The following is a 26,327-nucleotide window of genomic DNA, read 5'->3' as shown; positions in this document are numbered from 1 at the left end:
TTGTCAGGCCTATCTGGGCCAGTTATTCGGCGGCAACAAGGCGGGCGGAACGCACACCGGTGGCCAGGCCGCGGACGAAGGTGGAAACGGCAGATACCGTATCTGGTGTCGCAGCGCCATCCTTGGTGAGACTGCCGGCGACCTGCGCGACGATCGCGCTGCCGACGACAACACCGTCAGCCGCAGCGCCGATGGCTTGTGCATGGTCGGCAGTCTTGACGCCGAAGCCGACGCAGACCGGCAGGTCGGTATGACCCTTGATGCGGGAGACAGCGCCCGAGATCAGCGACAGATCCGGCAGAGCGGATCCGGTAATGCCGTTCATCGAGACGTAATAGACGAAGCCGGACGTGTTGTGCAAAACGGTCGGAAGGCGCTTTTCGTCCGTGGTCGGCGTGGTCAGACGGATGAAGTTCAGCCCCTTGGCGATCGCCGGGATGCAAAGCTCATCATCCATTTCAGGCGGCAGGTCGACGATGATCAGGCCGTCGATTCCGGCTTCCAGCGCGTCATCAACAAACCTGTCGACGCCGTAGATATAGATCGGATTGTAGTAGCCCATCATGACGATCGGCGTCGCGGCATCGGTCTTGCGGAATTCGCGGGCGAGATCCAGCGTCTTGGCAAGTGTCTGGCCGCCTTTCAGCGCGCGCTGCCCCGCCATCTGGATTGCCGGACCATCGGCCATCGGGTCGGAAAACGGCATGCCGAGTTCGATCACGTCGGCGCCGGCATCCGGCAGGGCCTTCATGATGGCCAGCGACGTGGCAAAATCGGGATCGCCGCCCATGAAGTAGGTGATCAGTGCCGGGCGGCCTTCGGCCTTCAGATCGGCAAAACGCTTGTCCATCCGTGCGGTCATGTTCAGAGCCCCATTCCAAGGATTTTGCCGACAGTGAAGATGTCCTTGTCGCCGCGACCGCACAGGTTCATGACGATAATTTCGTCCTTGGACATCTTTGGTGCGCGCTTCATGACTTCGGCCAGTGCGTGCGAGGGTTCGAGCGCGGGGATGATGCCCTCGGTGCGTGTCAGGAACTGGAAGGCTTCGAGCGCTTCTGTATCCATTATCGGGACGTATTCGACACGTCCCATGTCTTTCAGCCAGGAATGCTCCGGGCCGATGCCGGGATAGTCGAGACCGGCCGAGATCGAATGACCTTCCTTGATCTGGCCATCGCCATCCTGCAGCAGATAGGTGCGGTTGCCATGCAGAACGCCAGGCGAGCCTGCCGTCAGCGAGGCGCAGTGCTCCTCGCCGTTGAGGCCCTTGCCGCCGGCTTCGACGCCGACGATCTTGACGCTGTCATCATCGAGGAACGGATGGAACAGGCCGATCGCATTCGATCCACCGCCAACGGCTGCTACCAGCATGTCGGGCAGACGTCCCTCGGCTTCCAGCATCTGTTCCTTGGTTTCGCGACCGATGACCGACTGGAAGTCGCGGACCATTTCCGGATAGGGATGCGGACCGGCCGCGGTGCCGATCATGTAATAGGTGTCATCGACATTGGTGACCCAGTCGCGCAATGCCTCGTTCATGGCATCCTTGAGCGTGCCGTGGCCTGACGTGACCGGGATCACCTCGGCGCCCAAAAGCTTCATGCGGAAGACATTGGGTGCCTGGCGCTCGACATCTGTGGCGCCCATGTAGACGACGCAGGGCAGGCCGAAGCGGGCAGCGACCGTGGCCGAAGCCACGCCATGCTGGCCGGCACCGGTTTCAGCGATGATGCGGGTCTTGCCCATGCGCTTGGCAAGCAGGATCTGGCCAATGCAGTTGTTGATCTTGTGGGAGCCGGTATGATTGAGCTCGTCGCGCTTGAAATAGATCTTGGCGCCACCGAGTTCTGCCGTCATGCGCTCGGCGAAATAGAGCGGGCTGGGGCGGCCGACATAGTGTTTGCCGAGATCGGTGAGCTGCTTTTGAAATGCGGGGTCGGTCTTGGCCTTTTCCCATTCGCCCTGCAGATCCAGGATCAGGGGCATCAGGGTTTCCGCGACAAAGCGGCCGCCGAAAATACCGAAGAGGCCGTCCTCGTCGGGACCGGAACGGAACGAATTCAGTTTTGGGGTCTCGTTCACTTTCAACTCCTTCAGCGTTTCGTAGCGGCGTCTGCCGCATCGAAGAACGCATCGATCATGCCCAGATCCTTGGCGCCTGGCGCGCTTTCGACACCGGACGATACATCTATGCCGCTTGCCCGCGTCGATGAGAGCGCAGTCGCGACATTATCCTTGTTCAGGCCCCCGGAAAGCATGTAATCCACGCTCTGGTCAAGCGACGCCATGGCCTTCCAGTCGAAGGAAATGCCGTTGCCGCCCGGAAGATCGGAGCCCGCCGGTGCCTTCGCGTCGAACAGAAAACGGTCAGCTACACCTATATAGGCATCGACCCCTGCAAGATCATCCGCGGACTTGACAGAAAACGCCTTCATGACAGGCAGACCGTAGAGCGCCTTGACGTGCAAAATCCGTTCCGGGCTCTCGTGACCGTGGAGCTGAAGCATGTCCGGGCGAAGCAGCGAGACGATATCGTCCAGTTCCTCGTCATCGGCATCCACCGTGACCGCAACGATCTTAGCTCTGCCACGCACCCGGTCCGCCAGTTCGCCGGCGATCTCGGGCGCGATGTTACGCGGGCTCTTGGGGAAGAAGATAAAGCCGATATGGGTTGCGCCGCGCGTCACCGCACGATCGACCGCTTCTTCAGTCTTGAGGCCGCAGATCTTGATATCCGGTTTCATGTGCGCGGATTGGCACGAAACGCGCCCGGAGTCGAGCCCTTCAGCGGTTTGGTGGCGTGACAGTTCGGCACGGACTCCTCTTCTCAAGACCTCAGGCAATCTTCCGGGGTGTGATTCGGTTCTCCACCACGATCCTGCACGCGCAAGGACATGCTCGCCGACATCATCACAACCAGAACCTCGGGCAAAAGAGCAGGTTTTTCCGGAAAAATAGACGTTCTCGATTCAGGTTTGATTTATTAGGGTTTTGCCAGTAACTTATTCCACAGCAAATTGTTTCTTGAAATGTTTTCGCAGGGGGTAGTCATGGCGGCAAGAGGTGCGAACTTTGTGCGCGCTGCAATGTGCCTTGCCGCGGTGAGCGCTCTTTCAGCCTGCACTCAGACGACTGCGTCGCTCGATTCCAAGTCTTCGAAGACACGAACTGCCCAGGTCAATGTGGGTTCGGCAAAGCAGGTCTACACCTATTCGTCCAGCGACCGCGAATGCCTCAAGCGCGCGATGTATTTCGAATCAAGGCGCAGCAGCCCCGATGGTTTCATGGCTGTCGGCAGCGTCATCATGAACCGCCTGACCTCAGGTCTTTACCCTGAGACGATCTGTGGTGTCGTGGGGCAGGAAAGGCAGTTCGCGCCGGGTGTGATGACCCGCAAGATGGACGAAAACACTGCGCCGCAGCTGAATGAAGCAGCGGAAGCCGTGCTGAAGGGCAAGCGCCACCCCGATGTGAAGGAAGCGATGTTCTTCCACACGAAGGGCCTGCGTTTCCCCTACAAGAACATGCATTACGTGGCTGATGCCGGCGGCAACGTGTTTTACGAAAAGCGCGACGAGGACGGCAACTTGCAGACGCCAGAGCCGAAGCCTGCCGGGGCCTATGTCATGATGGCTGAAGGGACGATCGTACCAACGCCGGGAGCGATGAGCATGATCGCACGGGCCGAGCCTGTTCGTGAACAGACAACAAGCCCCGTTGCCGTTGCGTCCGCAGCAACGCAGCAGCCCTTGCCGGGCGTTGCCGCTGTCACAACGGTTGCCGACACATCTTCCGCCGCTGTCGCAACAGTGCAGCCTGTTTCCCATTCGCCCAGCATGATGCAGGCCTACCAGGCCGGCGCTGGCATGGATGCGGCAAGTGCCGCCATTCTTTCGACTGAAGCCTTGCCCAATAGCGGGCCTCTGCCGAAACGGCGCCCGGCGGGTGCCAAGACCGACACAGCCGGCGACATGGTAACGGTCGCGCCGACTCCGCGTCAGTTCCCGGCTCGCACAGCTACACCTTGATCTCTTCGTCCAGTTTCCGTTTGTTTTAGCCGGGCTTCAGCTGAAATCCAGCGCGTGAAGCTGCGAGCCATTCTGCTTCAGCCATTTGCGCGCCTCTTCCATCCTCGGGCAAAGCTGGTGGCAGAGAGCCCAGAACTTTGGCCCGTGGTTCATTTCCTTCAGATGCGCCACTTCGTGGGCTGCGAGGTAATCGATCACCAGCGGCGGCGCCATGACGATGCGCCAGGAAAAGCTCAGGTTTCCATCCCAGGAACAGGATCCCCACCGGCTTCTCGTGTCTTTCAGCGTGACTGATGCGACCGGCTTGCGGATCGATGCGGCATGGCGAAAAGCCAGCAACTCCATATCTCGACGTGCTTCCTTTTTCAGAAATGTCGCGACCCGCCGGCCGAGATGATCCTCCAGCCCGCTTACCCTTACCACCGGCACACCATCGACCACGGCGATTTCTGTCAGGCCGCGAAGCGTTCCGGTATGGTCGATGCGGTGCTGAACGCCGCGAATCGGCACGAAGCCGCCTGAGCGGATGGGATTGTCGGTGGAGAATTTCGAGAGCTTCGTGAGCAGCCAACCCTGATGGCGCTCGAGAAATTCCTCGATCTCGCTTTTCCGAAGGCCTGCCGGCACAGTGAGATTAAGCGCGCGGCCGCCGGGTTCGATGCGCAGCGTGATACGAGTGGCGCGACTGTTTTCCTTGATCGTCAGCGGCAAAGCGCGGTTTCCGACTTCAAGCGTGCGCTTCACGGTTTCGAGCGGTTTCGAGCGGGCGCGAAGGGGCTTTTTGAGGAGCGCGAACATGTAGCCTTTCTAGCCGATTCGAGAGCACCGTTCTCATGAAAAAGCCGGCGTCGCAAGGACGCCGGCTCGTTACGTTTTCAGAAGATCCGTTTGACCGATCAGACGTCGACGACCGGGTTCTGACCGGAAGCGTTGCTGTTACGGCGCTCGCGCATGAAACGATCGAACTCTTCCTGATCCTTGGCACGGCGAAGCTCGCGGGAATAGTTGTCGAACTCATCGCGCATCTCGTCGAGCTTGCGGCGTTCTTCATCCATGCGGTTGAGTTCGGCCTTGCGCCAATCGTCGAAGGCAACGTTGCCTGTCGAGAAATGCGTGTTGTAGCCAGCGGCGCGGCTTCTGGAAAACCATCGGCTGGTCCTGCCGGCCCATTCGTCGGCGCGATTGTTCGCATCGCGCTTGAAGCCGCGGAGCCGATCCCCGAAGATGATATAGGCAAGCATGGCAAGGCCAAGAGGCCAGAAGACCACGAAACCGAGCACCATTAAACCAATGGTGGCCGGCGTCCATTCCGGACGAATCAATGCAGACTGGTTCATGGGTTACACCCTTCAGTTCAATGCGGAGTGGCCTGATGCCAGCCCGATGATATCCGATTTGGTGAGCCTCAGACCCGCCTTCAAGAAGACAGGTCGCTAAATCCAAGAACATGCTGAAATACCTTGGAGAAATCCAGATACTGGCATCGAACCGGATCCACTCTCAGGTCGGCGAATCACCCTTGGTATTACGCTTCCGGGATGCGGGCTTGGCAGTCTTGGTATCGGCAATGGCATGCTTGCGGGTGAATTCGATGATGCGGGGGGCGATTTCACTGCGGAAACGCGAGCCGTTGAAGACGCCGTAATGCCCGACATCGGGCTGCATGTAATGCTGGCGCTTGTCATCCGGGATATTCGGACAGATCGTGTGTGCCGCCTTTGTCTGGCCGACGCCGGAAATATCGTCGTTTTCGCCTTCTACCGTCAAAAGAGCGACGGAGCGGATCGCCTTCGTATCGACAGGCATCGCGCGATGCATCATCTCGCCCTTCGGCAAGGAATGACGGATAAAGACGGCATCGACGGTCTGCAGATAGAATTCTTCCGTCAGATCCATCACCGCGAGATATTCGTCGTAGAATTCGCGGTGTTTTTCGGCGGGCTCGCCATCGTTCTTGACGAGGTGCTCGTAGAACTCCTTGTGAGCGGTGACGTGGCGGTCAAGATTCATCGACATGAAGCCGGAAAGCTGCAGGAAGCCCGGATAGACACGCCGCATGAAGCCCGGCTGCGGAAACGGCACGCTCATGATGACATTGTCGCGAAACCATTCGAGTGGGTGATCTCCGGCAAGTTTGTTGACGGCTGTCGGATTGCTGCGGGTATCGATCGGTCCGCCCATCAGCGTCATCGAGGCGGGCGCCATCCGATCACCGCGGGTTTCCATCACCGCAACGGCGGCAAGCACAGGCACCGACGGCTGGCAGACGCCGACCACGTGGGTGCCGGGACCGATCTGATGCAGCATCTCGATCAGGTAGTCGATGTAATCGTCGAGATCGAAGCTGCCCTCGGTGACCGGAACCATGCGGGCATCGATCCAGTCGGTGATGTAGAGATCCGCATGCGGAAGCAACGCCTCGACTGTGCCACGCAGCAAGGTGGCATAGTGACCAGACATCGGCGCGACGAGCAGGATCTTCTGGTCGGCCGGGCGCGCGGCGGGCAGATCGCGGCGAAAATGCAGGAGATTGCAAAAGGGCTTTGCCCAGACGATCTCTTCGGTGACCATGACCGGCTTACCGTCGATCACCGTTTCCGGAAGATTGAAGCTCGGCTTCCCATAGCGTCGCGTCATCCGCTCGAACACTTCGAGACTGGCCGACATGGAGCGACCAAGTGCTGTCTGGGCGAACGGGTTCATCGGATTGTCGGACATGAAGCGCATGGCATCTGCGGCGGCCCGGAACGGCGCCATGGCGGCATGGTTCAACTCATAGAGCTGGTAGAACATGAATTCGGGCTCTCCTCATCCCTGGTCCGATATCCGTCAAAGCGGTGGCGGGCAAAACGTTCCGCCATCGGAATGCAGCAAGGCTAGCACTTGTGGAGGGAGTTCTGAAAGGGCGGCCGTTTACCACCGCCCTTCCCTCGCTGCAGCACGCGTTGCCGATGCCCGCGATCGATCAGATATCGGCAACGAATGTCTGTTTCTGGGTTCCGAGACCATCGATTCCAAGTTCGACAACGTCGCCCGCTTTCAGGAAGCGCGGGGGCTTGAGGCCGAGGCCGACGCCCGGAGGCGTACCCGTGGAGATGACGTCTCCCGGATGCAGCGACATGAACTGGCTGAGATAGGAGACGAGGAAGGCGACGCCGTAGACCATCGTCTTGGATGAGCCGTTCTGCATCTTTTCGCCGTTGACCGTCAGCCACATTCCAAGGTTCTGCGGATCCGCGACCTCGTCCTTGGTGACAAGCCATGGGCCAATCGGTCCGAACGTGTCGCAGGACTTACCCTTGGTCCACTGGCCTGCGCGTTCCGTCTGGAAGGCGCGCTCAGAAACGTCGTTGGTGAGGCAGTAACCGGCAACGTATTCCAGCGCCTCGGCTTCCGACACGTATTTCGCGGTCTTTCCAATCACGACACCGAGTTCAACTTCCCAGTCGGTCTTTTCCGATGTGCGCGGAATGACGACGTCGTCGTTGGGTCCGACGATGGCGGAGGTGGCCTTCATGAAGATGATCGGTTCCGGCGGCACGGTGGCGCCGGTTTCGGCTGCATGGTCGGAATAGTTGAGGCCGATGCAGATGAACTTGCCGGTGCCCGTCACGCAGGCGCCGATCCGATCGCCAGACAGTTCCGGCAATGTCGACGCGTCGATCGCGGCAATCTTCGTCAAACCCTCGGGCGAAATCGCCTCCCCGCCGATATCCGCGACATGGCCAGACAGATCACGGATCTTGCCATCCTGATCGAGCAATGCCGGCTTCTCCTGGCCCACAGGTCCTACACGCATCAATTTCAAGGTCTTATTCCTCCAGTTGTCAGACAAGTGTTTATGCAAAAAAGAGTCGCGATTGTCACCCCTCTTTCTGCCATCTGCGGTTCATTGCAAAGCAGCCCTAACTGCCTAGATTGGGTAAGACCCAAACTTGAGAGGACACTATGACGACCAGCAACAGCCGGACCTCGGAATTTCCAATCGACGCTTTCTTTCTGGATCGCTGGTCGCCGCGGGCCTTCGAGAAGGAAGCCATCGATCGGGAAACGATGCTGACCATTCTGGATGCCGCGCATTGGGCACCCTCTTCCGGCAACAGCCAGCCTTGGCGCTTTATCTACGCGCTACAAGGCACCGAGGATTTCACCAGACTTGCGGATCTACTCGTTCCGGGCAATCGGCGCTGGGCAGAAAACGCGGGTGCGCTGGTCTTCTTCGTGTCGAAAACCTATCGCGTTTCCAAGGATGGCGAACGTCGCGAGGGCTATACGCATTCTTTCGACACGGGCGCCGCGTGGTTCTCAATCATCTGCCAGGCGATGAAGCTTGGGTATCATGCACATGGCATGGAAGGGTTCGACAAGGAAAAGGCTGTTGGCGAACTTGGACTTCCGGAAGGTTTCAGGGTCGAGGCTGCCGCGGCGATCGGGCGGATGGCCGCTAAAGATGCACTGCCGGAAGATTTGCGCGAGCGTGAAGTTCCCAGCCAGCGCAAGCCCGTCTCGGAAGTCGCTTTCGAGGGAAGGTTTGCCGGCGAAGAATAATGTTTCACGTGAATCCTCCATCCACAGGTAAGATTCACGTGAAACAGATTTCTAATGGACAAACAAAAACGGCGGCCGAGAGGCCGCCGTTTTTGCACGACGAAAGATTGCTAGATATCGAGGTTGGCGACGTTCAGCGCGTTCTCTTGAATGAACTCGCGCCGGGGCTCAACCTCGTCGCCCATCAGACGCGAGAACAAACCGTCTGCATCCGTCGCATCGGGAATCTTGACCTGAAGCAGCGAGCGAACGTTGGGATCAAGCGTTGTTTCCCACAGCTGCTCGGCATTCATTTCACCAAGCCCCTTATAGCGCTGCATGGACAGGCCCTTGCGTCCCGCCGCAAAGATCGCGTCGAGAAGGGCGCGTGGACCTGAAATATCCTGCTCGCTATCCTTGCGAGCGAGGACTGGCGACGTGCTGTAGATCTCCTGCAGACGCGACGACATCTGGTCGATATGGCGGGCATCGGCAGAGCCGATCAGGGCCACATCGATCACGGCGACTTCCTTGACGCCACGAACCATCCGCTCGAAGCGCATACCGCCTTCGTCGGTGACGTGACCCGACCAGCCACGCTCCGTTTCCTCAGCGATCATATCGAGACGCTTGGCGACTTCGTTAGCCGTCTGCTGGGCCCGTTCGGGATTGTCCGTCAGATCTGGATGAAGCGCGCCGGCAATGGCTGCCTGCTCGATGATCGAGCGGTTGTAGCGAGAATGCAGTCCCTCGATGATCGAGCGGATGCGCAATGCATCCTGGATGACTTCGCGCATATCCTGGCCGGCACGGACTTCACCGGAGCCGAGGGTCAGGGTCGTATCTTCCAGCCCCATGCCGATCAGATACTCTTCCAGAGCCTGCTCGTTCTTCAGGTACTGGATCGACTTGCCGCGCGTCACCTTATAAAGCGGCGGCTGGGCAATGTAGATGTGGCCACGCTCGATCAGTTCCGGCATCTGACGGAAGAAGAAGGTCAGCAACAGGGTTCTGATATGGGCGCCGTCGACGTCGGCGTCCGTCATGATGATGATCTTGTGATAGCGCAGCTTGTCAGCGTTGAACTCATCCTTGCCGATCGATGTGCCCAGAGCGGTAATCAGCGTGCCGATTTCCTGGCTGGACAGCATCTTGTCGAAACGGGCGCGCTCGACGTTCAGGATCTTGCCGCGGAGCGGTAGGATAGCCTGGGTATCACGCGAACGGCCCTGCTTGGCGGAACCGCCGGCGGAGTCACCCTCGACGAGGAAGACTTCGGACTTGGCCGGATCACGTTCGGAGCAATCGGCGAGCTTGCCGGGAAGCGAGGCGATATCGAGCACGCCCTTGCGGCGGGTGAGTTCACGAGCCTTGCGGGCCGCTTCGCGGGCAACGGCAGCTTCCACTACCTTGCCGACCAGGATCTTCGCTTCTGCCGGATGCTCTTCAAGCCAGGAGCTCAGCGCTTCGTTGACGAGGCTTTCGACAACCGGGCGAACTTCCGAGGACACGAGTTTGTCCTTGGTCTGCGACGAGAACTTCGGATCCGGCACCTTTACCGAAAGAACTGCGGTCAGGCCTTCTCGGCAGTCGTCACCGGTGAGCGAAACCTTTTCCTTTTTCATGATGCCGGACGAATCCGCATAGGATGTGATCTGGCGAGTCAGCGCACCACGGAAGCCTGCCATATGCGTTCCGCCATCGCGCTGCGGAATGTTGTTGGTGAAGCAGAGAACGTTCTCGTGGTAGCTGTCATTCCACCACATCGCGACTTCAACCGTCATGCCATCCTTCTCGCCCTTGATGGCGACAGGCTTTTCGACGAGCGGCTTCTTGGAACGATCAAGATATTTGACGAAAGCCTCGAGGCCGCCGTCATACAGCATTTCCTCTTCCTTCACGTCGGGCTTGCGCCGATCCGTGAGCCGGATTCGAACGCCGGAGTTGAGGAAGGCGAGTTCGCGAAGGCGGTGCTCGAGTGTGCCGTAATCGAACTCGGTCATAGTGAAGGTTTCGGTGCTGGCGAGGAAGGTAACTTCCGTGCCGGAGCGACCTTCATAATCCCCGATGACCTTCAGCGGCGCATCGGCGACGCCGTGCGTGAACGAGATCTCGTGAACCTTGCCTGAGCGACGGATCTTCAGCTTGAGCCAGACCGAAAGCGCATTGACGACCGAGACGCCAACGCCGTGCAGGCCGCCCGAGACCTTGTAGGAATTCTGGTCGAACTTACCGCCGGCGTGGAGCTGGGTCATAATGACCTCAGCTGCCGAGACGCCTTCGCCGGTGTGGATATCCGTCGGAATGCCGCGACCGTTGTCGGTGACGCTGACCGAGCCATCCGCATTGAGCGTGACCGTGACGATATCTGCATGGCCGGCCAAGGCTTCGTCGATCGCGTTGTCGACGACCTCGTAGACCATGTGATGCAGACCCGAGCCGTCGTCTGTGTCGCCGATATACATGCCTGGGCGCTTTCGCACCGCATCCAGGCCCTTTAGAACCTTGATGGAATCGGCACCGTATTCGGCACTCGCGCCGTGATCGCTGACGGGTGTGTCGGTCATTCAGTCTCTTCCAGTTGGTTAAAATACCGGCGAGCGAATCACCGGAGTCTCCGCCTTGAATATAGGGAATTCAGGGCGGTTTCTAAAGGTTGGTGCCTCGCAAAATGCCTGGAAAGGCGTGGATGCGCAGAGATTTCCAGGGCAATTCAAGCCTTTTGCAGAAGTCTTCGCATTTCCTCTAGCACGTCCGGCGGCAAAGAGCGAATCCGTGCCGCCAAGGCGTTGGCAAATGCGGTGTATGCAGGCGCCAGGCCTGTCGTGTCGAGGACCACTTTCGGGCGCGAGGCTTCTGCGACCTGAAACAATTCTTCCGCTTCATCCCAGATGATGTTGAAATAGCCGGTGATACGCTGGAGCAACTCAAATGTGGGCCGGCCCCGTTTGCCATGTTCCAAGGCCGACAGATAGGCAGGCGTAACCCCGATCGCCTCTGCCAGTTGCCTCTGGGTAACTCCCTTTTTGGCGCGCAGCTGTCGAAGGGCTTCACCAAAGGGCGTCACAGGACCGATCCCCTATAATCCGCACGGCTCTTCGAAAGCCGCACGTACATGGCGCCCTCGCCACCATGGTTTTGGGCTGCCCATTCGTAGGACGAGATCAGGAAACGAAATTCGGCCTTGGAGAACCAAAGTGGAACTGCACGGCGTAGGACCCCTTCGCCGCCTACAGAGCGGCCCTTGCCCGTAATAACAAGAACATGGCGCAGACCGCGATCATGGGCACTGTAGAGAAAATCGAGCAGCAGGTCGTGGGCGGCGTCCTGGTAGAGACCATGCAGATCGAGCCGCGCATCGATCGCAAGGCGACCCTTGGCGAGCTTCTTCCGGGTGGGTTTTTCCAGCGGATGATGAATGCCGGCAGGCTTTTTTACCTTCGGCGCGACTGCCGCGAAGGCATCGCTGACACGCTGGGTTGGCGGTACCGGGGGCTTGGAGACTTCATCCTCTGCCGCCAGTCGTGCCGCCATTTCCTCTTCGAAGGCAGCGATCTCTTTCATGCGCCCAGGCAGAGCACGGGCGGATTTCGCCACCTTGCCCCAAAGGATGCGTTCATCTGAACTGAGTTTTCGATCCTTCATGCGCCATATCCTACCCGGCATAACGGCCGGCGGCCGCGTTTGGAACGAGGATATAGAAATCCGCATCGTTTCGCACCGTGCCGGCAAGCTCGCCTGCGTGATAGCCGGAACCGGTGAAGATATCGCCCCTTGCAGGCCCAATAATGGCTGAACCCGTATCGAGCGCCAGCATCAGCCGCGCGAACGGCTTGCCGTCGTCGAGATGTGTCAGCCGTTCCGCACGGATGAAAAAGGGGTAGCCGAATGTGTGAATGGAGCGATCCACGGCGAGCGAGCGTCCCGCGATCAGCGGCACCTTGGCGGCAGCGATAGGACCGAGGTCAGGGTCGCTGACATCGGCCTCACGGAAGAAGATGTAGGACTTGTTGTGCCATAAGACTTCATCAACCTTAGCCGGATTCAACACCAGAGCTTCGGCGAGCCACGCCCGAATGCTCTGCATGGAAATGTCTTCGCGAGCGATTTCGCCACGATCGATCAGAAGCTTGCCGATCGGCGAAAACGGATGGCCTGCCTTTGCCGCGTAGGTGATGCGACGGACGCGGCCATCGGGGTAGACCAGCCGAGCTGCGCCCTGAACATGGGCAAAGAAGACGTCGATCCGCGACCGTGCAAAGGCTATCTCCAGCCCCCGGCCGTTGAGACAGCCGCGATCGATTTCACCGCGATCCGGATAAGCGACGATACCATCCGGCGTCTGACGGCCGAACATGTAGCCGGAGTCGAGATCCGCAGGGCGATTGCTGTCGTCGAGATCGACGAGATCGTCAGGCCGGAAATAGAAGGGATGGGTGAAAAGACCTTCGCTCACATCGGAGACGTCGACTTCCGGTTCGTAGAAGGCGGTGACGAATCCTTGTTCGTCATTGTGCTTCAGGATCCGGAAGGGTGTGCAGCGTTGTTCGAAGAAGGTGCGAGCTGCAGAGGCATCGGCAAATGGTGCGGCCTGCTCGAAGAGGTCCGCCAGTTCCATGGCCTCCAGGCCGAGAGAACCCTTGCGATAGGGCTTAACGTTGCGGATATGGGCCGCGCAAGCATGCATCGCCTCATACAGCGGGCTCGGATCGTCGGCAGCCCAACCGGGGAGATCCGCGAAGTCGACCCTCTCGAGGCGGAAGTCAGAGAGGGTCGGAGACGCGGAAATCATTGTTCGGATTCGGTGGCGACCAGCTTCCAGTTCGGGTCGCGGGAGCCGATGTCGCGGGCAAAGGTCCAGATGTCGATGACGTCGGCTACGGTTTCCTGATCGCCGTCGATCAGCGTGCCGGCCTTGTCGAAGGTTGCGGAGATCAACTGGCTGACAATGCGGACGGTAACCTGAGATTCGCCGTCCTTGATCGAAACCTGTGTCATGTCGCATTTGTCGATGCCGACAAAGGTGGACTTGATCACCTCGCCCTTGGCCTCGCGCTCGGCGATCGCCGCTTCGAAGCCGTCATAGACCTCATTGGAGAGAAGCCCCTTCAAGGTCTTCCGATCACCATCGGCAAAAGCCATGACGATCATTTCGTACGCCATCCGCACGCCGTTGAGGAATTCCTTCGGGCGGAACGACGGATCTTCCTTCACGAGGGCACGAAGCGATGCGTTGAGCGGCGTATCAGGCTTTGCGACGGCATCGATATCGGCATTGCGTTGTTCCTCATCGACATTGTCGCGGCGAGGAAGCGTCACTACCTTGCTATCGTCCTCGACGGGACCGCGGGCAACATCGCGAGGGCTGACTGTCTCAGTCGGCGGCTTCTCATGTCCCGTGCGCCGGCCGAGGACGCTGCGCAATTGCAGGAATATCAGCACTGCTGCGACGAGGAAAAACAGTGTTATCAAGTCGTTCGAGCCCATTTTATCCCGCAATTGTCGTTTAAAAGTTCTATGCAGCTTTTCATATAGTCTCCTACCGCCCATCTTCAAATAGCAACGGCGTGAGATGAACCCATATCCGCCAATTAGATACAGGCAATGATTATGCGCTTACCATTCCTTCCGGTTGTTCTCCTGGCTTGGCCGCTGGCCGAAATCGCTGGTTTTGTTTTGGTCGGAAGAGCGATCGGACTTTGGGGAACGCTTGGCCTCGTCCTCGGAACGGGCCTCCTGGGCGCATTGATGATCCGCGGCCAGGGGATGACTATGCTGCGGCGGCTTTCGACAGAAGGGCGCGAAGGTCGGATGCCTGCAGCCGAACTGGTGAGCGGAGCGATGGTCGTGGTGGCTGGCATCCTGCTGATGCTGCCGGGGTTTCTGACCGACATCGTTGGTCTCGCGCTGCTTGTGCCCTTTATCCGCAAGCTGATCTGGTCGGCCATCGGCAGCCGCGTGGTCGTCGTGAATTCGGGCGATCGCAGAAGCCCGGGCGGTTTTCGCGCCGGTCCCGGCCCTGGCCCCGGTCCTGCGCCTGTTCATCCGGTTGGATCCGGCCCGGTGGTCGATCTCGATGACGACGATTATCGCCGCGAACCGAACCCGTCCTCGCCTTGGGCGGACAAGGATAAGCGGATCGAACCTTAAGGCTAAGATCTCGCAGGGTTGTAAGCCCCGGAGCGAAATGTTAAGTGCCCCCAACGCTTTTCAGCCACCCTTTCCAGCCTTGAGGAATTTTTATGGCAGACGATAACGAACAGGCTTCCGCCCCCTCGCTCAATATTCTGGCGCAGTACACCAAGGATCTTTCGTTCGAAAATCCCGGCGCGCCACGCTCGCTGCAGTCGCGCGACAAGGCTCCAGCGATCAATATCAGCGTCAACGTCAACGCCAATCCGCTTTCGGAAAACGACTTCGACGTCGTTCTATCGCTCAGTGCCGAAGCCCGCGAAGACGACAAGATCGTGTTTGCGGCTGAGCTGGTATACGGCGGCGTTTTCCGCATCACCGGTTTCCCGCAGGAGCACATGCTGCCGCTTCTGTTTATCGAATGCCCGCGTCTTCTCTTCCCGTTCGCACGCCAGATCATTTCCGACGTGACTCGCAACGGTGGCTTCCCGCCGCTGATGATCGATCCGATCGATTTCGGTCAGATGTTCTCGCAGCGTATGGCCGAAGAACAGACCAAGTCGCAGGTTCAGCCGCTCAACAGCTGAGCGAGCAACGGATAGAATATAAAAAGCCCGGTCACAGCCGGGCTTTTTTCATGTTTGGACTTCAGCAGAAATCAGTCGGCTGCATATTTCAGCCAGACGGCCTTATCCTTCAGTCCAATCACCATCGCGGCATGGGCGGCGATGTCGTCTTCGCTGATACGCGGTGGCAAAGGGCGTGGCCGTGCGGCGATCGCGGTTACCACCACATCATCGATCTCGATGACGTTTCTCGGCTGATCAGCACCGACCAGACCGAGAGCCGCCTGCCGGCCGCCGGTCATCTCGATATACACTTCCGCCAGGAGTTCGGAGTCGAGCAGCGCGCCGTGCTTGGTGCGATGGCCATTGTCGATGCCGTAGCGACGGCACAGTGCGTCGAGGGAGTTAGGACCCATCGGATGCTTTCGGCGGGCCATCGAAAGCGTATCGACCACGTTTTCCGGTGGGACCGGCGGCAGGCCTATGCGTTCAAATTCGGCATTGATAAAGCCGATATCGAAATTGGCATTGTGGGCGATCCACCGGGCGCCATCGAAGAAGTCGATGATCTGTTGCGCCACCTGGGCGAAGGGCGGCTTGTCTTTCAGCGACTCATCGGTAATGCCATGGACGGCCAGCGCATCCGGATGAACCTTGCGATCGCCCGGGTTGATATAGAGGTGCAACGTTCTCCCCGTCGGGAAGTTGTTGATGAGCTCTATGCCGCCGATTTCGATAATCCGGTCGGCCTTGGATTCAAGGCCGGTGGTTTCGGTATCGAAGATGATTTCACGCATGGGTATTTCCGTTCCTGCTGCCGGCTTTTAGAGTGGCGATGATGTCGCGCACGCTTGATCTGGCTGGCTCCAGTCCGGCGCCGGTGTCGATGACGAAATCGGCACGCGCCCGCTTTTCGGCATCCGGAACCTGCCGCGCCAAGATCATCGACAACTTCTCCTCTGTCATGCCGGGCCGCGCAAGTACCCTCTGGCGCTGCACCTGTGGATCGCAGCTGACGACGACGACAAAATCGACCCTTTTCTCGCCGCCGGTCTCGAACAGCAAGGGAATGTCGAGCACGACGAGCGCTGCGCCGGCGCTTTTGTGTTTATCGAGAAATTCCGTTTCGCGTTTGCGCACCAGCGGGTGGACGATGGATTCCAGCAGTTTGAATTTTTCAGGTGCTACCGAAAGCTGGCGCGACAGTTCCTGTCGGTCGACGACACCGTCTCTGACCGCATTCGGGAACGCCTCCGCGATCGGATCGACCGCTTCACCGTGATAGAGATCGTGGACCACCTGGTCGGCATCGTTGACCGGGATACCCTCTTGCGCAAACATTTCTGCGGTGGTGGATTTCCCCATGCCGATGGAGCCGGTGAGGCCGATAACGATCATCCGTGAATATCCATATCTGCGATGACAAGATCCCGCAGCGTCTGATCGACGACAGGGCGGAGGCCGAACCATTTCTCGAAACCCGGCACGGCCTGATGCAGAAGCATGCCGAGACCATCCACGGTCACGAAGCCCTGCTCCTCAGCCTGTTTCAGAATGTCCGTTTGCAGCGGGATATAAACGATATCGGTAACGACTGCGTTCGTGAGCATGGTCGAGAAGTCGAACTGCGGTATCGGCGCGCGGTCCATGCCGAGCGATGTTGTATTCACAAAGAGACCTGCGCCGGACATGACCTCGCCCAGTGCTTCCATCGCATGCGCGTGCACGTTTTGTCCGAACCGGTCGGCAAGTTCTTGCGCACGCGCCACGGTCCGGTTGACGACGTGGATTTCTCCGACGCCCTGATCCCTGACGGCTTGAATGATAGCACGGCTGGCACCGCCGGCACCGAGAATGACGGCGCGATCGACATTTCCCCAACCGGGCGACTGTTCGTCGAGGTTGGCGGTAAAGCCGTAGACATCGGAGTTCGAGGCGTGAAGAACACCGTCCTCCATCCACAGCGTGTTGGCGGCACCGAGTTCTTCGGCGATCGCATCTGGACGATCAGCGAGCGCAAAAGCCATTTCCTTGTGGGGAATGGTGACATTGCCGCCGCGATAGCCCGATGATCCGTCTTTGAGCTTGCTGATGAAAGCTGGAAAATCCTCAGGTGCCACCGCTTCACGTGTGTAGCGGCCAGCAATACCGAACTTAGCCAGCCAATGACCGTGGATGATCGGCGAACGCGAGTGCTTGATCGGCCAGCCCGTTACGAAAGCGTTAACCAAAAGTGTTTCACGTGAATCAGCCATCGATCGCTCCGATCGCGCGCAAGGTGTCGAGAAGCGGCAGCATGGGTAGGCCGAGAATGGTAAAGTAATCTCCCTTGATCCGCGAGAAGAGCTGAATGCCCTCACCTTCCAACTGGTAGGCGCCGACGCTTCCGAACACGGTTTCGCCCACCCTATCCAGATAGCGATCCACGAATATCTCGCTGAGCGGTCTGACGGTAAGATCGGCGTGTGCAACATGCTCCCAAAGGGTTTCGCCATCGCGTACAAGAGCGACGGCGCTGTTCAGCCTATGCGTCCTATCCGACAGAGAGAGCAGGCTTTCGCGCGCCTCTTCCCGTGATTTCGGCTTGTGATAAACGCGATGATCAAGCGACATGGTCTGATCCGACCCGATGACGATGGCGGAAGGATAGTGTCTGCTGACATCGAGCGCCTTGGCCTTTGCCAAGGTCAGCGCGACGATATCTGGGCTGGCGCCCACCAGTCCCGCCTCGATCTGACGTTCATCGATATCGGCGGCCCGGCTTTCGAAACTCAGCCCCGCATTTTCCATCAACATGCGTCTGAACTTGCTGGATGAGGCCAGTATGAGTGGCCTGAAGTGAGACATTGTCACGGCAGATCTCCGGATGGAATTAGTGCCGAATTACCGTAGCTTCGGGCGGAGCGCAACGATGGCCGCCGCCGTCTCCTCGATCGACCGACGGGTGACGTCGATGACCGGCCAGCCGTGGCGCGAGCAGAGCGCTCGTGCATATTTCAGTTCCTCGTTGATCGTTGCCCGATCCGTATAATGACCGCGATCGAAATTTTGCGTGGTTCCGAGTTCGCGGTGTTCGCGCACCTGTGAAATGCGGTCCGTCGTCGCGACCAGCCCGACGATCAGGGGCCGGGTTGCAGACAGAAGTGCGTGCGGAAGGTCGACGCCCGGCACGATCGGGATATTGGCCGTCTTGATTCCGCGGTTGGCGAGATAGATGCTGGTCGGCGTCTTCGAGGTGCGGCTGATCCCGACCAGTACGACATCGGCCTCGTCGTACCCTTCGGGCATCTGGCCATCGTCATGATCCATGGTGAAGTTCAGCGCTTCGATGCGGGCGAAATATTCCGCGTTGAGCGCATGCTGCGCGCCGACGCGGTATTTAGACGGTGCTCCGAGATAGGTCTGGAATGTCGCCATAACCGGTTCCAGCACGTTGACGCACGGTGTTCCTATCTGACGGCAGCGGTCGTCCAGCAGTTTCGCAAGCTCGCGATCAACGATCGTATAGAGGACGATCCCCGGTTCACGATCGATCGCCTCCAGCACGGCGAGAACCTGCTTGCGGTTTCGCACCAGCGGATAGACGTGCTCGACGGCGAGCGAGGTCTGGAACTGGGCTGCCGCCGCGCGTCCTGTCGAGATCAGGGTCTCGCCGGTGGAGTCAGATATGAGGTGGAGATGGAAGAAGTTTTTTCTGTTCTCCACGTTGTTCTTCGTCCTCTGTTGATAACCGGGGAGAGACTGACCGCCTTTCGAGGGCCGAGCCAGACTCCTGGGATAACCTCCGAGTTGTCCACAATCGCATATTTCGAGGAAGCCGTTTCAGGCCCCCTGTTCAAAGCGGGGATAACCGGATGAACCTATCGCTGGATTCACAAGATATCCACAAGAGAGCTTCACCAAGCGCCAGGCACAAGCGATTGATATCCCTGATCGAAATATGGTTATCCAGAAGCTCTGCCAAGAATGCCCGGAAGTTTTCCTTTTCAACGGTACGGAGCGGCAGATCGTCGCGTCTTCTGTGCAGGAGTTTTAATCCTTGCTACTCACCGACTCTAAGAAATAGAAGATCTTAAGAATCTTATTTTCTTTATTTGGAGAACCCATTGGCCGGTCCGACCAGGAAGATCGTTGAGGTGCTGAACGGCAGGACGATCACCCCACCGCCGATATGGCTTATGAGGCAGGCAGGTCGATATCTGCCCGAGTACCGCGAAGTCCGTGCGGCAGCCGGTTCGTTTCTCGATCTCTGTTATACGCCGGATCTGGCTGTCGAAGTGACGCTTCAGCCTATCCGGCGCTACCAGTTCGACGCAGCCATCCTGTTTTCCGATATCCTCGTCATTCCCGATGCCTTGAAGCGCAATGTTCGCTTCGTGCAGGGAGAGGGTCCAAGGATGGATCCGATCGACGAAGCAGGGATTGCAGCGCTCGATGGCAGCACGATGCTTTCCCACCTTGCACCGGTGCTGGAGACGGTTCGGAGGCTTCGGCTGGAGCTACCCCCTGAAACTGCCCTGATCGGCTTCTGCGGGGCTCCCTGGACCGTTGCGACCTATATGATCGCCGGTCAGGGAACACCGGACCAAGCGCCGGCACGTCTGTTCGCCTACCGCTACCCCGAGGCCTTCGACAAACTGCTGGCTCTGCTGGCGGAAATGTCTGCCGAATATCTGATCGGTCAGATCGATGCGGGCGCAGATGTCGTGCAGATCTTCGATTCCTGGGCCGGCGTGCTCGGGGAGAAGGAATTCGAGGAATTTTCGATCAAGCCCGTGCGGCGGATCATCGATATCATCAAGGCAGCGCGACCTGGCGCGAAGGTGATTGCTTTCGCCAAGGGTGCAGGCATGAACCTCAAACACTACCGGGCCCGGACGGGCGCAGATGCAATCGGGCTCGATTGGTCGGTGCCGATGTCGTTTGCGCAGGAGCTGCAGAAGGACGGGCCCGTCCAGGGCAATCTCGATCCAATGCGCGTGGTGGCGGGCGGAAAGTCCCTAGACGACGGGATCGATGCTATCCTCCAGGGGCTTGGACAGGGACCGCTGATCTTCAATCTCGGCCACGGCATCACACCGCAGGCGGATCCGCAGACTGTTGCGCATCTTGTGAAACGGGTCAGAGGATCGGGCGTATGACGCCGGACGACCGCACCGGTGCCGGAAATGGGCGGCGTGTCGCGTTCCGGGCGGGGACGGCGCTTTCGGTTTTCGTCGTCGTGCTGTTTTTTATCTACTGGCTGCGGCCGGATGATTTCCTGCTCTACATCAAGGCCTTTCACGTCATCGCCGTGATTTCCTGGATGGCCGGGCTGCTCTACCTTCCCAGGCTTTTCATCTATCACACGGAAGCCGAACCCGGCTCCGCCCAGTCGGAAACCTTCAAAGTGATGGAGGGGCGGCTCCTGAAAATCATCATGAACCCGGCGATGATGATCAGCTGGGCGCTCGGGCTTTATCTCGCTTGGGCAGTCTACGGTTTCCAGGGCGGCTGGCTTCATACCAAGATACTGTTTGTCCTGCTGCTCACCATGGCGCATATGCGGTTCAGTGCCGCAGTTCGGGCTTTTGCCATAGACGGGCCGCGCAAAACTGCCCGCTACTGGCGGTTGATGAACGAAATCCCGACGGTTTTGATGATTGCCATCGTAATCATGGTCATCGTTAAGCCATTTTGATGGTGTCTTGAGCTTTTTCTTAACTCCGCCTGCCCCTCCCCCTTGCAGGCGTGCTCGTGAACAGCTATTTTCCCAGCCATCTCATCTCGTGGCATGTGTGTAATCGTCTGTCCTACCCCGGTGTCTTCCGCGGTAGCGAATTTCACCGACACGCCTGTTTCCCCAAAAAATTCTGAATATGGTCCCCTCTTCATGGCTGAAATGAAGCTTCAAGAACTCAAGAGCAAATCGCCGACCGATTTGCTGACATTCGCCGAATCGCTGGAGGTGGAAAACGCCAGCACCATGCGCAAGCAGGAATTGATGTTTGCGATTCTCAAGATTCTGGCCAGCCAGGATGTCGAGATCATCGGCGAAGGTGTCGTTGAAGTTCTGCAGGATGGCTTCGGATTTCTCCGTTCGGCCAACGCCAATTACCTGCCTGGCCCGGATGATATCTACATCTCTCCCTCGCAGATCCGCCGCTTTTCGCTGAAGACCGGCGACACCGTCGAGGGACCGATCCGCGGGCCGAAGGAAGGCGAGCGCTATTTCGCGCTGCTAAAGGTCAACACGATCAACTTCGACGACCCGGAAAAAATCCGCCACAAGGTGCATTTCGACAATCTGACGCCGCTCTACCCGAATGAGCGCTTCAAGATGGAACTCGACGTCCCGACGTCGAAGGACAATTCGGCGCGCGTGATCGATCTCGTCGCACCGCTCGGCAAGGGCCAGCGCGGCCTGATCGTCGCGCCGCCGCGCACGGGTAAGACCGTTCTCTTGCAGAACATCGCGCATTCGATTACGGCAAACCACCCCGAGTGCTATCTCATCGTTCTCCTGATCGACGAGCGGCCGGAAGAAGTGACGGACATGCAGCGCTCGGTGAAGGGCGAAGTTGTTTCCTCGACCTTCGACGAACCCGCCATCCGCCACGTTCAGGTTGCGGAAATGGTCATCGAGAAGGCGAAGCGCCTCGTCGAACACGGCCGCGATGTCGTCATTCTGCTCGACTCCATCACCCGTCTCGGCCGCGCCTACAACACGGTCGTTCCGTCATCCGGCAAGGTTCTGACCGGTGGTGTGGATGCCAACGCCCTGCAGCGCCCGAAGCGCTTCTTCGGTGCCGCCCGTAATATTGAAGAAGGCGGCTCGCTGACAATCATCGCTACGGCGCTGATCGATACGGGCAGTCGTATGGACGAAGTCATCTTCGAAGAGTTCAAGGGGACCGGCAACTCGGAAATCGTGCTCGACCGAAAGGTTGCCGACAAGCGCATCTTCCCGGCCATGGATATTCTGAAATCCGGCACGCGCAAGGAAGACCTCCTCGTCCAGCGCCAGGACCTGCAGAAGATCTTTGTTCTCCGTCGCATTCTTGCGCCGATGGGAACGACGGATGCAATCGAGTTCCTGATCGACAAGCTGAAGCAGACCAAGAGCAACAGCGACTTCTTCGACTCGATGAACACCTGATCCTTAGCCGGATTCACTGCTACCGAGAGGCGCTCGTCATAAAGACGGGCGCTTTCGAGTTTCTGGGACACAGTCGGAAAGCCGCACCATGAACCCTGATACGATCTTTGCCCTTTCGAGTGGAGCACTGCCCGCAGGTCTCGCCGTTATCAGGCTAAGCGGCAACCAAGCCTTCACCGCGGCTGAGACGCTTGCTGGTCGTTTAGCGACAGACCGTAAAGCATCGCTCAGAACGATTCGCGGCCGAAACGGCGCGATCATCGATCAGGGACTGGTGGTCGGCTTCCCGGGGCCAAACTCGTTTACGGGAGAAGACTGCGTCGAACTGCATGTGCATGGCAGCCGCGCCGTTGTTACAGCTCTCATCCTGGAGCTCGAGCAAATCGACGGACTGAGGTTGGCCGAGGCGGGAGAGTTTTCAAGGCGAGCGTTTGAGAACGGTAAGCTGGATCTGGTCGAGATTGAAGGTCTTGCGGATCTCATCTCTGCCGAAACGGAAATGCAGCGCCGTCTTGCGGTCGAGCAAAGCTTTGGCGGCCAGTCAGCGCTCTATATCGACTGGGCTGAGCGTCTGACGCGGTCGCGTGCTCTGATCGAGGCCGAGCTGGATTTCGCTGACGAGGACGACGTGCCGGGTTCCGTATCGGAGCGGGTCTGGAGCGAGGTGGGACAGATTTATCTGGAACTTCTCCAGCATCTGGAAACCGCAAAGTCTGGCGAAATCATCCGGGATGGCTACAAGATCGTCATCGCCGGACCTCCGAACGCGGGCAAAAGCAGCCTTTTAAACGCGCTTGCGAATCGGGATGTGGCGATTGTGACGGAACGTGCTGGAACGACCCGGGATATCCTGCACGTCGATCTCGATATATCGGGTTATCTCGTCCGGTTCTTCGATACGGCTGGCCTGCGGGAAAGCGACGATATTGTCGAAGTCGAAGGGATCCGTCGGGCCCGTGTTGCGATCGAGCAAGCCGACATGATCCTCTCTCTCAACGAGATCGATTCGCCGGCGTTACAAAACCATGAGTTTAGTCACGCTAACGTTCTGACTGTCGGAACGAAGCTGGATGCGCACGCACCTTCGGACGACTTTGACCTTTGCATCTCAACAAAAACTGGCGACGGGCTCGAGCTCCTCAGGGAGACCATCCTCCGAAAGATCACAGCGCTGTGGACCGGTTCGCTGGTTCCGAACAGAGCTCGGCAAGTCGACGCACTGAAAGATGCTTCCAATTTTATCGCAGAGGCGTTAAACGGCACGGAACTTGACTTGAGAGCCGAAAGCCTTCGAGCAGCCGCATCCGCCTTGGGGCGCATTACGGGCCGCGTCGATGTCGAGCAGTTGCTGGATGTTATCTTCTCGCAGTTCTGTATCGGAAAATGATTCACGTGAAACACTCGGCTGACGTGGGACAATGAATATGGACCAAAATTTCGATGTCATCGTCATTGGTGGTGGTCATGCCGGTTGCGAGGCCGCGAGCGCTGCGGCGCGGATGGGCGCGAGGACGGCCTTAATCACCCACAAACGTGAAACGATTGGTGTCATGTCCTGCAATCCCGCGATCGGCGGGCTGGGCAAAGGTCACCTCGTGCGCGAGGTCGATGCGCTTGACGGTCTGATGGGCCGCGTCGCAGACGTTTCTGGAATCCAGTTCCGTTTGCTCAACCGGAAAAAGGGTCCCGCCGTTCGTGGTCCCCGTACGCAGGCCGACCGGCGCCTTTACCGTGAAGCGATGCAGAAGGAAATCTTCAATCACCTGAGCCTCACTGTCATCGAGGGTGACGCATTCGACCTCATCACGGACACTGGTCGAGTGTCAGCTGTCATCATGAGGGATGGCCGTCGATTCGGATGCGGAACGGCTGTACTCACGACCGGTACGTTCCTGCGCGGGCTTATTCATATCGGGCAGGAAAAGATACCGGCCGGTCGGGTGGGTGAGGAACCATCGCTCGGGCTATCAGCGACGCTTCTTGGACTTGGCGTTGCCCTGGGGCGCCTGAAAACCGGTACACCGGCACGGCTTGATGGGCGGACCATCGCTTGGGACCAGCTTGACAAGCAGGAAGCCGATGAGCAGCCAGTTCCATTCTCGTTCATGACCGATAAAATCGTAACGCCGCAGATCAGCTGTGGAGTGACCCGCACGAACGAGGCGACCCATCGGATCATCTCCGACAACATCCACCTGTCCGCAATGTATTCCGGCCAGATCGAGGGCGTGGGCCCGCGTTATTGTCCGTCAATCGAAGACAAGATCGTGCGGTTCGGTGAGCGTGACGGGCACCAGATCTTCCTAGAGCCCGAAGGGCTTGATGATCCAACTGTTTATCCAAATGGAATATCGACGTCCCTCCCCGCATCAGTCCAGGAAGCTTTCATCCGCACTATCCCGGGCCTCGAGCAGGTCGAGATTATTCAGCCCGGCTATGCGATCGAGTATGACTATGTTGATCCTCGGGAATTGACACCCACGCTGGAAGTCAAGAAATTGCCGGGGCTGTTCCTGGCTGGCCAGATAAATGGCACGACGGGTTACGAGGAAGCCGCCGCGCAAGGAATGGTCGCTGGCCTTTCAGCAGCGGTCACGGCTTCGGGCGGCCAGCCGGAGCCGTTCAGCCGAGCCGAATCCTATATCGGTGTCATGGTCGATGACCTCACGTCGAAGGGCGTGACGGAACCTTATCGGATGTTTACATCACGTGCTGAATACCGTCTTTCGCTACGAGCCGACAACGCCGATATCAGGCTCACTCAGAAGGGCATTGAACTGGGCTGCGTGGGCGCAGATCGTGCAGCGAACTTCGCGGCCTACTCCAAAGCAGTCGACGAAACCCGTGCGATGCTGAAATCCCTCTCGCTGACGCCTAAACAGGGTGCAGCTCACGGATTGTCCCTCAACCAGGACGGCCAGCGGCGTACGGCGTACGAGCTGCTCGCCTACCCCAACCAATCGATGGCTGGTCTGGCCGGTGTCTGGGGAGAACTCCATGAAGTCAATGCGAAGGTAGCGGAAGCTCTCGAGATCGAATCCACCTACTCTGTCTACATGAATAGACAGGCTGCAGATATTGGCTCAACGATCCGCGATGAGTCAAAAACCATCCCCCTGTCCTTCGATTATTCTACAGTGCCCGGTCTTTCAAACGAGCTACGAATAAAGCTCGCGAAGCATCAGCCCAGCAATATGGCGCAGGCCGCAAAAGTTGACGGTATGACGCCGGCAGCGTTGGCACTTATTCTTGCGCTTGTAAAAAAAGAAGCCGCGGTCGCGGATCGCGTAAAACGAGTCTCGGCATGATGTTAAACGGCAGAAGTGTTTCACGTGAAACGCAGGAGAGGCTTGAGCATTTTGCTACGCTCTTCTCCAAGTGGGCGAAAACAATCAACCTTGTCGCTCCCTCGACCCTGAACGAGATTTGGCAGCGCCATATCGCTGATAGTGCGCAAATCTTTCAACTATCCCCGGGGCCATCAAAATGGATCGATCTTGGCTCGGGCGGTGGCTTTCCAGGAATCGTGACCTCGATTTTCCTCGCTGAGCTTGAAGATGGTTGGGTTCACTTGGTCGAAAGCAACCATAAAAAGGCTGCTTTCCTCCGCGTCGCTCTAAACGAAACCGGAGCTCGGGGTTCGGTTCACCCTCTCCGGATCGAGCAGGCGGCACATGAGTTGCCTGAATGCCAGCGCGTTTCCGCTCGCGCTCTGGCTGATCTTGACCAACTTCTATGCTATTCCTCCGATTGGATGGTCGAGACGGAAGCCAGAGGCTTCTTCCACAAAGGCCGGGATTATCGCCGTGAAGTCAGCGAAGCCCGTAGTCGCTGGGATTTCGATCTGCTAGAACACCAAAGCGTTGTCGAGCAGGACTCGGTTATTCTTGAGATCAGCAACCTCCGACGCAAGGACCCGTAAAGTCAGGTGCG

General features: G+C 58.5%; 27 protein-coding genes. 10 read left to right on the top strand and 17 right to left on the bottom strand.

The features are described from left to right. Nucleotides 1-22: 22 nt before the first annotated feature. From trpA to ASG19_RS22155, 3 genes are read right to left on the bottom strand one after another with little or no spacing between them, the layout of a single operon-like run. Nucleotides 23-862 (bottom strand): tryptophan synthase subunit alpha, encoded by an 840-nt coding sequence (trpA, locus tag ASG19_RS22165; RefSeq protein WP_062462946.1) that lies wholly within the window; start codon nt 860-862, stop codon nt 23-25. Between the two features lie 2 nt (nt 863-864). Then, nucleotides 865-2,085, bottom strand: coding sequence for a tryptophan synthase subunit beta (gene trpB / locus ASG19_RS22160; protein WP_062463064.1), 1,221 nt, complete (start codon nt 2,083-2,085; stop codon nt 865-867). Nucleotides 2,086-2,096: 11 nt separating this feature from the next. Further along, nucleotides 2,097-2,747, bottom strand: a complete 651-nt coding sequence (locus ASG19_RS22155; RefSeq protein ID WP_062462942.1) for a phosphoribosylanthranilate isomerase — start codon at nt 2,745-2,747, stop codon at nt 2,097-2,099. A 306-nt stretch (nt 2,748-3,053) separates the two neighbouring features. Here ASG19_RS22155 and ASG19_RS22150 point away from each other — a divergent pair, with 306 nt between their 5' ends. Continuing rightward, complete coding sequence (locus ASG19_RS22150; protein WP_062462939.1) at nt 3,054-4,031, top strand: cell wall hydrolase; 978 nt, start codon at nt 3,054-3,056, stop codon at nt 4,029-4,031. Nucleotides 4,032-4,067: 36 nt separating this feature from the next. Here ASG19_RS22150 and ASG19_RS22145 read toward each other — a convergent pair whose 3' ends face one another. The 4 genes from ASG19_RS22145 to ASG19_RS22130 form a co-directional block, all read right to left on the bottom strand. After that, nucleotides 4,068-4,829 carry a SprT family zinc-dependent metalloprotease gene (locus ASG19_RS22145; RefSeq protein WP_062462935.1) on the bottom strand — a complete coding sequence of 254 codons (762 nt, stop codon included), beginning with the start codon at nt 4,827-4,829 and terminating at the stop codon, nt 4,068-4,070. 98 nt (nt 4,830-4,927) lie between these two features. After that, complete coding sequence (locus ASG19_RS22140; protein WP_062462932.1) at nt 4,928-5,368, bottom strand: DUF2852 domain-containing protein; 441 nt, start codon at nt 5,366-5,368, stop codon at nt 4,928-4,930. A gap of 163 nt (nt 5,369-5,531) precedes the next feature. Further along, complete coding sequence (phaZ, locus tag ASG19_RS22135) at nt 5,532-6,824, bottom strand: polyhydroxyalkanoate depolymerase (RefSeq protein ID WP_062462929.1); 1,293 nt, start codon at nt 6,822-6,824, stop codon at nt 5,532-5,534. Nucleotides 6,825-6,996: 172 nt separating this feature from the next. Beyond that, nucleotides 6,997-7,839: a fumarylacetoacetate hydrolase family protein gene (locus ASG19_RS22130; RefSeq protein ID WP_062462926.1), complete on the bottom strand. Its 843-nt coding sequence runs from the start codon at nt 7,837-7,839 to the stop codon at nt 6,997-6,999. Between the two features lie 140 nt (nt 7,840-7,979). Between ASG19_RS22130 and ASG19_RS22125 the strand changes: the two genes are divergently transcribed. Beyond that, nucleotides 7,980-8,579, top strand: a complete 600-nt coding sequence (locus ASG19_RS22125) for a nitroreductase family protein (protein ID WP_062462923.1) — start codon at nt 7,980-7,982, stop codon at nt 8,577-8,579. Between the two features lie 110 nt (nt 8,580-8,689). Here the strand turns inward: ASG19_RS22125 and gyrB are convergent, their stop codons facing one another. The 5 genes from gyrB to ASG19_RS22100 form a co-directional block, all read right to left on the bottom strand. Next, on the bottom strand, nt 8,690-11,125 hold the full coding sequence (gene gyrB, locus ASG19_RS22120) for a DNA topoisomerase (ATP-hydrolyzing) subunit B (RefSeq protein WP_062462920.1): 2,436 nt from the start codon (nt 11,123-11,125) through the stop codon (nt 8,690-8,692). Between the two features lie 146 nt (nt 11,126-11,271). After that, nucleotides 11,272-11,625 carry a helix-turn-helix transcriptional regulator gene (locus tag ASG19_RS22115; protein WP_062462917.1) on the bottom strand — a complete coding sequence of 118 codons (354 nt, stop codon included), beginning with the start codon at nt 11,623-11,625 and terminating at the stop codon, nt 11,272-11,274. After that, complete coding sequence (locus ASG19_RS22110) at nt 11,622-12,203, bottom strand: Smr/MutS family protein (RefSeq protein ID WP_082471708.1); 582 nt, start codon at nt 12,201-12,203, stop codon at nt 11,622-11,624. The genes ASG19_RS22115 and ASG19_RS22110 overlap by 4 nt, the downstream gene beginning before the upstream one ends. Nucleotides 12,204-12,213: 10 nt before the next feature. Continuing rightward, nucleotides 12,214-13,350, bottom strand: coding sequence for a murein transglycosylase A (locus tag ASG19_RS22105; RefSeq protein WP_062462911.1), 1,137 nt, complete (start codon nt 13,348-13,350; stop codon nt 12,214-12,216). Next, complete coding sequence (locus tag ASG19_RS22100) at nt 13,347-14,045, bottom strand: Tim44/TimA family putative adaptor protein (protein ID WP_062462907.1); 699 nt, start codon at nt 14,043-14,045, stop codon at nt 13,347-13,349. Before ASG19_RS22100 ends, ASG19_RS22105 begins: the two co-directional genes overlap by 4 nt. Nucleotides 14,046-14,168: 123 nt before the next feature. Here ASG19_RS22100 and ASG19_RS22095 point away from each other — a divergent pair, with 123 nt between their 5' ends. Next, nucleotides 14,169-14,708: an FxsA family protein gene (locus tag ASG19_RS22095; protein WP_062463061.1), complete on the top strand. Its 540-nt coding sequence runs from the start codon at nt 14,169-14,171 to the stop codon at nt 14,706-14,708. 92 nt (nt 14,709-14,800) lie between these two features. Beyond that, nucleotides 14,801-15,277: a protein-export chaperone SecB gene (gene secB, locus ASG19_RS22090; protein ID WP_062462904.1), complete on the top strand. Its 477-nt coding sequence runs from the start codon at nt 14,801-14,803 to the stop codon at nt 15,275-15,277. Between the two features lie 71 nt (nt 15,278-15,348). On the opposite strand, the gene dnaQ is transcribed toward secB, so the two are convergent. The 5 genes from dnaQ to ASG19_RS22065 are packed head-to-tail and all read right to left on the bottom strand — an operon-like array spanning nt 15,349 to nt 18,961. Beyond that, entirely contained in the window at nt 15,349-16,053 is a 705-nt protein-coding gene (dnaQ, locus tag ASG19_RS22085; protein ID WP_062462901.1) for a DNA polymerase III subunit epsilon, read from the bottom strand. Continuing rightward, the gene (gene coaE / locus ASG19_RS22080) at nt 16,046-16,654 is read right to left on the bottom strand and encodes a dephospho-CoA kinase (protein WP_062462898.1); all 609 of its coding nucleotides are present in this window, start codon (nt 16,652-16,654) and stop codon (nt 16,046-16,048) included. The genes dnaQ and coaE overlap by 8 nt, the downstream gene beginning before the upstream one ends. Then, the gene (locus ASG19_RS22075; protein WP_062462894.1) at nt 16,651-17,511 is read right to left on the bottom strand and encodes a shikimate dehydrogenase; all 861 of its coding nucleotides are present in this window, start codon (nt 17,509-17,511) and stop codon (nt 16,651-16,653) included. Before ASG19_RS22075 ends, coaE begins: the two co-directional genes overlap by 4 nt. Further along, nucleotides 17,504-18,103: a Maf-like protein gene (locus tag ASG19_RS22070; protein WP_082476500.1), complete on the bottom strand. Its 600-nt coding sequence runs from the start codon at nt 18,101-18,103 to the stop codon at nt 17,504-17,506. The genes ASG19_RS22075 and ASG19_RS22070 overlap by 8 nt, the downstream gene beginning before the upstream one ends. Before the next feature lie 36 nt (nt 18,104-18,139). Then, a complete protein-coding gene (locus ASG19_RS22065) occupies nt 18,140-18,961 on the bottom strand; it encodes a pyruvate, water dikinase regulatory protein (RefSeq protein ID WP_062462887.1) in 822 nt (273 codons plus the stop codon). A 401-nt stretch (nt 18,962-19,362) separates the two neighbouring features. Here ASG19_RS22065 and hemE point away from each other — a divergent pair, with 401 nt between their 5' ends. The 6 genes from hemE (at nt 19,363) to rsmG (ending at nt 26,316) form a co-directional block, all read left to right on the top strand. Beyond that, nucleotides 19,363-20,397, top strand: coding sequence for a uroporphyrinogen decarboxylase (hemE, locus tag ASG19_RS22060; RefSeq protein WP_062462885.1), 1,035 nt, complete (start codon nt 19,363-19,365; stop codon nt 20,395-20,397). Further along, nucleotides 20,394-20,936 (top strand): protoporphyrinogen oxidase HemJ, encoded by a 543-nt coding sequence (hemJ, locus tag ASG19_RS22055; protein ID WP_062462882.1) that lies wholly within the window; start codon nt 20,394-20,396, stop codon nt 20,934-20,936. The genes hemE and hemJ overlap by 4 nt, the downstream gene beginning before the upstream one ends. A gap of 192 nt (nt 20,937-21,128) precedes the next feature. Then, the gene (gene rho, locus ASG19_RS22050) at nt 21,129-22,394 is read left to right on the top strand and encodes a transcription termination factor Rho (protein ID WP_092665173.1); all 1,266 of its coding nucleotides are present in this window, start codon (nt 21,129-21,131) and stop codon (nt 22,392-22,394) included. Between the two features lie 88 nt (nt 22,395-22,482). Next, nucleotides 22,483-23,781, top strand: coding sequence for a tRNA uridine-5-carboxymethylaminomethyl(34) synthesis GTPase MnmE (gene mnmE / locus ASG19_RS22045; RefSeq protein WP_062462879.1), 1,299 nt, complete (start codon nt 22,483-22,485; stop codon nt 23,779-23,781). Nucleotides 23,782-23,818: 37 nt separating this feature from the next. Further along, nucleotides 23,819-25,702: a tRNA uridine-5-carboxymethylaminomethyl(34) synthesis enzyme MnmG gene (mnmG, locus tag ASG19_RS22040; RefSeq protein WP_062463055.1), complete on the top strand. Its 1,884-nt coding sequence runs from the start codon at nt 23,819-23,821 to the stop codon at nt 25,700-25,702. Further along, nucleotides 25,699-26,316: a 16S rRNA (guanine(527)-N(7))-methyltransferase RsmG gene (gene rsmG, locus ASG19_RS22035; protein WP_062462876.1), complete on the top strand. Its 618-nt coding sequence runs from the start codon at nt 25,699-25,701 to the stop codon at nt 26,314-26,316. The genes mnmG and rsmG overlap by 4 nt, the downstream gene beginning before the upstream one ends. Nucleotides 26,317-26,327 lie beyond the last annotated feature (11 nt).

This window comes from Rhizobium sp. Leaf306 (assembly GCF_001423425.1).
GTDB classification, from domain to species: Bacteria; Pseudomonadota; Alphaproteobacteria; order Rhizobiales; family Rhizobiaceae; genus Neorhizobium; species Neorhizobium soli.
This window is presented reverse-complemented; position numbering and strand designations above follow the sequence as displayed.